Raw genomic sequence first — 1,453 nt, 5'->3', positions numbered from 1 at the left:
AACCCAGCCATCATAAGATGGTTATCTTGTACTGAATACATAGGTGCAAGAGGCGAACCAGGGGAACTGAAACATCTAAGTACCCTGAGGAAAAGAAATCAACCGAGATTCCCTTAGTAGTGGCGAGCGAACGGGGACTAGCCCTTAAGTGGCTTTGAGATTAGCGGAACGCTCTGGAAAGTGCGGCCATAGTGGGTGATAGCCCTGTACGCGAAAATCTCTTAGTCATGAAATCGAGTAGGACGGAGCACGAGAAACTTTGTCTGAATATGGGGGGACCATCCTCCAAGGCTAAATACTACTGACTGACCGATAGTGAACTAGTACCGTGAGGGAAAGGCGAAAAGAACCCCGGAGAGGGGAGTGAAATAGATCCTGAAACCGTATGCGTACAAGCAGTGGGAGCCTACTTTGTTAGGTGACTGCGTACCTTTTGTATAATGGGTCAGCGACTTATTTTCAGTGGCGAGCTTAACCGAATAGGGGAGGCGTAGCGAAAGCGAGTCTTAATAGGGCGTCTAGTCGCTGGGAATAGACCCGAAACCGGGCGATCTATCCATGGGCAGGTTGAAGGTTGGGTAACACTAACTGGAGGACCGAACCGACTACCGTTGAAAAGTTAGCGGATGACCTGTGGATCGGAGTGAAAGGCTAATCAAGCTCGGAGATAGCTGGTTCTCCTCGAAAGCTATTTAGGTAGCGCCTCATGTATCACTGTAGGGGGTAGAGCACTGTTTCGGCTAGGGGGTCATCCCGACTTACCAAACCGATGCAAACTCCGAATACCTACAAGTGCCGAGCATGGGAGACACACGGCGGGTGCTAACGTCCGTCGTGAAAAGGGAAACAACCCAGACCGTCAGCTAAGGTCCCAAAGTTATGGTTAAGTGGGAAACGATGTGGGAAGGCTTAGACAGCTAGGAGGTTGGCTTAGAAGCAGCCACCCTTTAAAGAAAGCGTAATAGCTCACTAGTCGAGTCGGCCTGCGCGGAAGATGTAACGGGGCTCAAACCATACACCGAAGCTACGGGTATCACGTAAGTGATGCGGTAGAGGAGCGTTCTGTAAGCCTGTGAAGGTGAGTTGAGAAGCTTGCTGGAGGTATCAGAAGTGCGAATGCTGACATGAGTAACGACAATGGGTGTGAAAAACACCCACGCCGAAAGACCAAGGTTTCCTGCGCAACGTTAATCGACGCAGGGTTAGTCGGTCCCTAAGGCGAGGCTGAAAAGCGTAGTCGATGGAAAACAGGTTAATATTCCTGTACTTCTGGTTATTGCGATGGAGGGACGGAGAAGGCTAGGCCAGCTTGGCGTTGGTTGTCCAAGTTTAAGGTGGTAGGCTGAGATCTTAGGTAAATCCGGGATCTTAAGGCCGAGAGCTGATGACGAGTTACCTTTTAGGTGACGAAGTGGTTGATGCCATGCTTCCAAGAAAAGCTTCTAAGCTTCAG

1 rRNA gene is annotated in these 1,453 nt (G+C 50.2%); it reads left to right on the top strand.

Annotation, left to right across the window (positions count from 1 at the left end):
- A 23S ribosomal RNA gene (locus BMX59_RS29990) occupies positions 1-1,453 on the top strand; the annotation flags it as partial.

Source organism: Pseudomonas sp. NFR09 (assembly GCF_900111535.1).
In the GTDB taxonomy this organism is placed as follows: domain Bacteria; phylum Pseudomonadota; class Gammaproteobacteria; order Pseudomonadales; family Pseudomonadaceae; genus Aquipseudomonas; species Aquipseudomonas extremorientalis.
Note: the sequence above shows the minus strand (reverse complement) of the source record. Positions and strands in the feature narration are given on the sequence as shown.